5 protein-coding genes and 1 pseudogene are annotated in these 6818 nt (G+C 57.4%); 2 read left to right on the top strand and 4 right to left on the bottom strand.

The features are described 5' to 3' along the window. Positions 1-1233, bottom strand: a pseudogene (locus tag V6C07_RS01785) (hypothetical protein); the annotation flags it as partial. A gap of 86 nt (positions 1234-1319) precedes the next feature. On the opposite strand from V6C07_RS01785, the gene V6C07_RS01780 reads away from it, so the two are divergent. Then, a complete protein-coding gene (locus V6C07_RS01780; protein ID WP_333534681.1) occupies positions 1320-1685 on the top strand; it encodes a molybdenum cofactor biosynthesis protein MoaE in 366 nt (121 codons plus the stop codon). A 22-nt stretch (positions 1686-1707) separates the two neighbouring features. Here the strand turns inward: V6C07_RS01780 and V6C07_RS01775 are convergent, their stop codons facing one another. Beyond that, positions 1708-1914, bottom strand: a complete 207-nt coding sequence (locus V6C07_RS01775; RefSeq protein WP_333534680.1) for a hypothetical protein — start codon at positions 1912-1914, stop codon at positions 1708-1710. Between the two features lie 148 nt (positions 1915-2062). On the opposite strand from V6C07_RS01775, the gene secA reads away from it, so the two are divergent. Then, entirely contained in the window at positions 2063-4639 is a 2577-nt protein-coding gene (gene secA, locus V6C07_RS01770) for a preprotein translocase subunit SecA (protein WP_333534679.1), read from the top strand. A gap of 520 nt (positions 4640-5159) precedes the next feature. On the opposite strand, the gene V6C07_RS01765 is transcribed toward secA, so the two are convergent. Then, a complete protein-coding gene (locus V6C07_RS01765; RefSeq protein WP_333534678.1) occupies positions 5160-6443 on the bottom strand; it encodes an OmpP1/FadL family transporter in 1284 nt (427 codons plus the stop codon). 191 nt (positions 6444-6634) lie between these two features. After that, positions 6635-6818: hypothetical protein (locus tag V6C07_RS01760; RefSeq protein ID WP_333534677.1), on the bottom strand; the 184-nt coding region annotated here is incomplete at its 5' end.

Raw genomic sequence — 6818 nt, 5'->3', positions numbered from 1 at the left:
GGCATCGCCGCCGTCGCGCAGCAGGGCGGCATAGCCCGCAACGCCTTCTTCGTTAAGCGCCTGCTCTATATGGCGGAAGGCCTCATTGACAGTCTCCAGGTCCAGCACGGCAATCTTGTCCCAAAGGTCGGGCGCGGACGACGGGCAAGACCGCGTCGGACACTGGGCCGCCGTATGGGTATGGATGCCGCAGTAAAAGCAGCCCGGCTCCGCCGGATCCCCGGCAGTCAGCCGTGCGGGCATAAGCAGGGGAATGGAGCGCTCACTGAGGCTGTTTTCATTCAAAAGAACATTGCACCAGTCATCCATGCTGACCTGCTCGCCCGTATAGCGCAGATCGCGGACAGTAAAACCCTCGCCCAGCAGGTAGGCGTTGCGGTAGCTCAGGTAGGGGAAGTCCGGCATGAGGTTGTCCCACTGCAGGCCGATCTTCTTGGGCAGGTCGCTGTTGAAATTCAGGTTGTTGCGGTCGGCTATCACGCAGACACAGGGCCAGTACGCGCCGCCTTCGCTGGTTTCCTTGTCGAAGCTGTGCAGATAGTCACGCAAAAAGGTGCGCAGCATGAGCAGATTGTCCATAGCCAGCATAACGAATGTTCCGCTGACAATGGACTTGATCTTGAGCCGTTGCAAAAGGGTTTCCACCTTTTTGAACATGTCGCTCCAGCCGCTTTGAAACGCCTTGTCCAGCGGGCTGCCCAAAGGGTGCAGAATGGCGAACCATGCGTGGGTGGAAGCATAGGGCATGCGCACGTCAACAATCATGGCGGCCCAGTCAACGGAACTCATGCCCTGGCGGCCGGCACGGCGCTCAAAGGAAATGCCGGGCAGACTTTTTTTGCCTTCGCGACTTTTGGGGTGTACCCACACCTCAAGGCTGTCGCGCACCAGCATTTCCTGCGCCTGAAGGGCCGCATCAAGCAGCAGGCAGGCATCCTGCTTGCGGTCAAATTGCAAACGTCCGGGAAAAAGCTCAATACTTACCGGAAGTTCATTAAAATTTCCCCATACCGTCAGCCGGGCCAGGGCCAGAAAAACATCGTCCGTAAAGAAGAACCACAGGGCCTGTTCCTCTTCTTCGCCCACCAGCATGCCGCCGTAATTGAGCAGGGTCTGCCCTACCGCCGGAGGCAGCTTGCCGTGCCAGCAGACCCAGAGCACATGCCCCATGGTGCTCATGCGCACGTCCTTGCCCTCGGGAAGGCGAGACAGTAACTGTGATAGCTGGGCCATTAACAAAGTCCTTTATGGCGGTACGGGCATGATATATACTGCCGGAAAAAATACGGCTGCGCGCGGCTCAAACAAAGGCGGTGCATATGGATATTAACAAAACTCTTCAGGAACTCAAATCCCGCCCCGGCTTCGCCGACCATGTGGGCATGATGCTTGTCCATAACGGCGTGGTACGCGGCTGGTCACGCAATGACCACAGCACCGTGACCTCTGTGCATATTACCCCGGACAGGGAAAAGATGGCCGTCATTGTGCGCGAAATGGAACAGCGCCCCGGCATTTTCGCCATTGTGGCCGATGCCGAAGAAGGACTGCTCAAACCCGGCGACGACGTCCTTTTCCTTGTGGTTGCCGGTGACATACGCGAAAACGTCAAGGCAACCTTTGCCGAACTGCTGGACAGAATCAAGGCCGAAGCCGTCATCAAGCAGGAAAATTTCGAGGCATAGTCCTGCACTCCGGCACGGGCCGTCACATGTATTCTATCGGCCGTGTCTGTAAAAAAATAAGCCCGTTATTCGCTTTTTGCACTTTACCTGCGAGCGCACGTTTTTTGCGCAAAAAGCGGCAGTAAAACACGGCCGGCATGCGTTCGGGCAGAAAAAAATGCCTGCGCGCATGCCCGGCAAGCCGCGGAATACTTTTCGTTTTTTCAGTTGATGCCGCCGCAACCCGCATTGCCAATCCGGCATTTATGTCTTATTTTAAAGGGATGCCGCCAGCCTCAGGCTGCCCGGAAACACACTTTCAGGGATGCCCCAGTGCGCAGCGTTGACGCGCTGGCAGGGCAAAAGGCGGTTTGCCCGCGCCCAACAGAGGAGACTTCATGTTCGGCTTTCTTTTCAAGAAAATATTCGGCAGCAAGAACGACCGGTATCTGCGCCGTCTGCGCTCCCAGGTACAGAGCATCAATGCTCTTGAGCCGCAAATGCAGGAGCTGGCGGACGAAGACTTCGCCGCCCGCATTCTTCAGTACAAAAAGGCCGTGCAAGAAAACGGCCAAAGCCTTGATGCCCTGTTGCCGGAAGTGTTCGCCCTTGTGCGCGAAGCCTCGCGGCGCGTGCTCGGCATGCGCCACTATGATGTGCAGCTTATAGGCGGCATGGTGCTGCACAAAGGCAAAATCGCGGAAATGAAGACAGGTGAAGGCAAAACCCTTGTCGCCACCCTGCCCGTGGTGCTCAACGCCCTGTCGGGCAAGGGCGTGCACGTGGTCACTGTCAACGACTACCTGGCCAAGCGCGATGCGGCCTGGATGGGCCAGCTCTACGGCTTTTTGGGCCTGAGCACCGGCGTCATCGTTCACGGCCTGGACGACGGCGAGCGCAAGCAGCAGTATCAGTCCGACATCACCTACGGCACCAATAACGAATTCGGTTTTGACTACCTGCGCGACAATATGAAGTTTTATGGACACCAACTGGTGCAGCGCGGGCACAATTACGCCATCGTTGACGAAGTGGACTCCATTCTTATTGACGAGGCCCGTACGCCTCTCATCATTTCCGGCGCGTCCGACGAGTCGGTGGGCATGTACCGCATCGTGGACGAGGTGGTGCGCAAACTGCGGCCCGAGCACTATACCATTGACGAAAAGGCCCGCACCGCCATGCTCACCGATGAAGGCGTGGCCTGCTGCGAGGAACTGCTCAAGCTGGACAACCTGTTTGATCCCGCCAACATCACGGCGCAGCACCATGTGATGCAGTCGCTCAAGGCCCATCAGGTTTTCAAGCGCGATGTGGACTACATTGTGCAGGAAGACCAGGTGGTCATTGTTGACGAATTTACCGGCCGCCTCATGGCGGGCCGCCGCTATTCCGACGGGCTGCATCAGGCGCTGGAAGCCAAGGAAGGCGTCACCATCGCCGCCGAAAACCAGACTCTCGCCTCCATCACCTTCCAGAACTATTTTCGCCTGTACGACAAGCTCTCGGGCATGACCGGCACAGCCGACACTGAAGCCGTGGAATTTCACCAGATATACAACCTGGAAGTTATCTCCATTCCGCCCAACCGGCCCATGCAGCGCAAGGACTACCCTGACCTCATCTATCGCAGCCGTCAGGAAAAATTTGACGCCATCGTTGAGGCCATCGCCGAACTGCACAAAAACCGCCAGCCCGTCCTGGTGGGGACCATTTCCATCGAAACCTCCGAAATGCTTTCGCATCGCCTGAGCAAGCTCGGCGTTCCCCACAACGTGCTCAATGCCAAGCAGCATGAAAAAGAAGCGGAAATAGTGGCCCAGGCCGGTCAGCCCGGCAAGGTCACCATTGCCACCAACATGGCCGGGCGCGGTACGGACATCGTGCTCGGCGAAGGCGTGGTGGACCTTGGCGGCCTGCATATTCTGGGTACGGAACGCCACGAAAGCCGCCGCATCGACAACCAGTTGCGCGGCCGCTCAGGGCGCCAGGGCGACCCCGGCTCTTCACGCTTCTATCTGTCGCTCGAAGACGACCTCATGCGCCTTTTCGGTTCCGACCGCATCAAGGGCCTTATGGAAAAGCTGGGCCTGCGCGACGGCGAAGCCATTGAAAACGCCATGGTCACCCGCGCGGTGGAGGGAGCGCAAAAGCGCGTGGAAGCCCACCACTTTGAAATCCGCAAGACCCTGCTGGACTATGACAACGTCATGAACCAGCAGCGCGAGGTCATCTACGCTCTGCGCCGTGAAATTATGGTCGAGGAAGACCTTGACCCGGTGATGGACGAGTTCATGAACGACGTGCTTGATGACGTGTACAGCACGTTGGACGGCGTGCCTGTGGACGATCACAACGGCTTGCGTGAGGCCGCCTTCGCCCGCTTGCGCGATGTTTTCAACCTGGATCGCGTGCTGCCTGAAAATGCGCCCCTGCCCGAGCGTGAAGAATGCGAACCCCTCATACGCAAGGTGCTGGAAGAACTGCGCTCCGAAACCGGCGAAAGCTACCGGGACATCCAGCGCTACTTCATGCTGGAAGAGCTTGACCGCTGCTGGAAAGAGCACCTGCGCAACATGGACGCCCTGCGCGACGGCATCGGCCTGCGCGGTTACGGCCAGCGCGACCCCAAGCTGGAGTACAAGCGCGAAGGTTTTGAAATGTTCCAGGCCATGCTGTTCCAGGTTCGCGAAAACGTGTTCCGAGCTCTCTGCCGCGTGCGCGTGGCCCCGGCGGAAACCGCTCCCGTGGAGGCCATTGAGATCGCTCCCGAAAGCGAAGAACCTCAGGGGCAGCCCCTGGCGCGGGAATACCGCCATAAGGAAGACCGGGGCAACCTTTCCTATTCCGGGGGGGGCGATTCCGAAGAACCGCGTAATACCCCGGCAAAGGCCGCGCCCCGCATTGGCCGAAACGATCCCTGCCCCTGCGGCAGCGGCAGGAAGTATAAAAAATGTTGCGGCGCAGATAAATAAGCGGATAAATAGTATGAATGGCCTGAGTGCGCGGGTGCGCGCTCAGGCTGCAAGCCCCCTGTCCTCCTCATGCATGGGCCAAACGAGCACCAGGTGAGCAGGTGAACGCCAGATAAGCGCACTACAAGAGCGGCTGCAGTGATTTACGCCGCGAGTATTTAAAAAGAGCGGTTCCCGCAAAGGGAACCGCTCTTTCATATTTCGCGTCTTCTGCCGCCCGCTACGCAGGCGGCCCCAATAAAGACAGCAAGCTCATTTCAAAGTTTTCATTCAGCCGAAACATGCGATTTCCGGCTGAATCCACGCCACGTTGCCGCGCGCTGCACTTTCGTGCAACGTTGAGCATTTACACTTTTTCAAAGTTAAAGCGCTCTAGAGCAGATTAACTTTGAGAATATACATTCTCAAAGTTTAAGGCACGCTCACTTCGGCGTTTAACCGCGCAGATAAACTGCGCTTACGCCTCCGTAGCGAACGTCTGCTCACGCAGCCGTCCGAGCAATTTAAAAGTTAAATTGCTCTAAAAAGAGTAGCCCACAGAGAACATGTAGATATTGGCCTGCACATTCTCTGAATGGCCGCCCTTGATCCCGCTGGCCGGAGAACGGATACCGGAAGTTTCGGTATGGTCATAGTCCACGGGGTTGATCCACAAATGGGCGTAGGTCAGGTCAACTGTCCAGTTCTCCCACGTAAAGCCCGTCCCCAGGCTCATCATGGTGCGCCCGTTGGTGGGCATCATGTAGTCGCTGTAGCTTTCGTTGACCACCGGAGTCTCGTAGGCAAAGCCCGCGCGCAAGGCCCACCAGTCCAGGGGCTTGTATTCCACACTGGCGTTAAAGTTCCAGCCGTCGCGCCATTCTTTGTTATTGATGGCGGAATAGTCATCGCCCATATTGATATTCAGCGCATTATAGGTAGACCAGCGAGTAAAGACCGTACCCACTTCAAAACTCAGGTTATCCACAGGCTTGTAGGCAATACCGAGAGCGATGGAGTCAGGAAGCTGCAAAGTGGCATTGGCGCTGCGGTCGCGGGCTTGCGGGCCATGCATTACCCCGGCAGTTATGAGGCCGTTTGGTCCCTCGTAGCCGAAATCCACATCGCCGAAGAGGTTGAGCGTGATCTGGCTTTTGTAGGAAAGGCCCAGGGACCACTGGTCATTGAAACGCATATGCATGCCGAGATGCGCGCCCACGCCCCAGCCGCTGCCTTCCAGTTGCAGATCGTTGTCAAAAGCGTCCGTGGCCGTTCGCGTGGGAATCTTGTTGCCCATATACACATGGGCGTACAGGGCCTCCACTCCCACGGAAAGGGAGAGCATGTCATTGACCTTGTAGGCCAGGCTCGGCACAAAAGACACGGTCTGCATGCCGATGTCGTACATATTGTACCGGCCGACCCACTGGCTGTTGAAAGAATTGCCCAGGCCGAAACGGCTGAAGGAGGCAAAGCCGAGCCACACCCTGTCGTTAAGCTGGTGGCTCACAAAACCGTGCGGAGCCAGCCACACATCGGGCTTGGTAGAGGTGTGCTTTTCCACGCCGTTGCCCATGTCGGCCACAATGGTGCCCAAGGGAGCAATAAAGGCCAGCCCCCCCATAACGTGCGTTCCGGGAACCTGGGTTATGCCCGCGGCATTATAGGCCAGCGTAGAAACGTCATCGGCACGGCCCACCATCCCGCCGGAAAGAGCCACCCCACGGGCGCTCCACTCGTTAAGGGCAAAGCCTTCAGACCGGGCATCGGGCGAACAGCAAAGAACCAGAGCCAGCACCAAGGCCGGTACACGAAAAAACTTCATTACTCCTCCAGAAAACCTCAGCCGGCGCAGCCATGTCCTGAATACAGGACGTGAGCTATCCGAACCGTCACGCAACGGCCTGAAACGCCGCCCCCCCATAGGGCCAAGTCTGCATTAAAAAATCGGCCGCCCTTGCTTCTCCAGAAAGAAGCGGCGGCACTCCACAGCCAGCAAAAAAATACAACTGCCATTCACAACATATTTACAGGATCAAGGTCAAGAAAAAGTCGTAGATTTTTAGCGCATTTTTGTGAAAGGGCAAAAAAATACAGTGAGCGTATGGCCTGCCAGTCCTGCCCTTTCACAAGGCAGGCATAACGTCGCCTGCCCCGCAGCAGGGCCAGCGGCGCGGGGGCGGGACCCAGCAGTTGCAAC

The organism is Desulfovibrio sp. 1214_IL3152, from assembly GCF_036763055.1.
Lineage (GTDB): Bacteria > Desulfobacterota > Desulfovibrionia > Desulfovibrionales > Desulfovibrionaceae > Desulfovibrio.
This window is presented reverse-complemented; position numbering and strand designations above follow the sequence as displayed.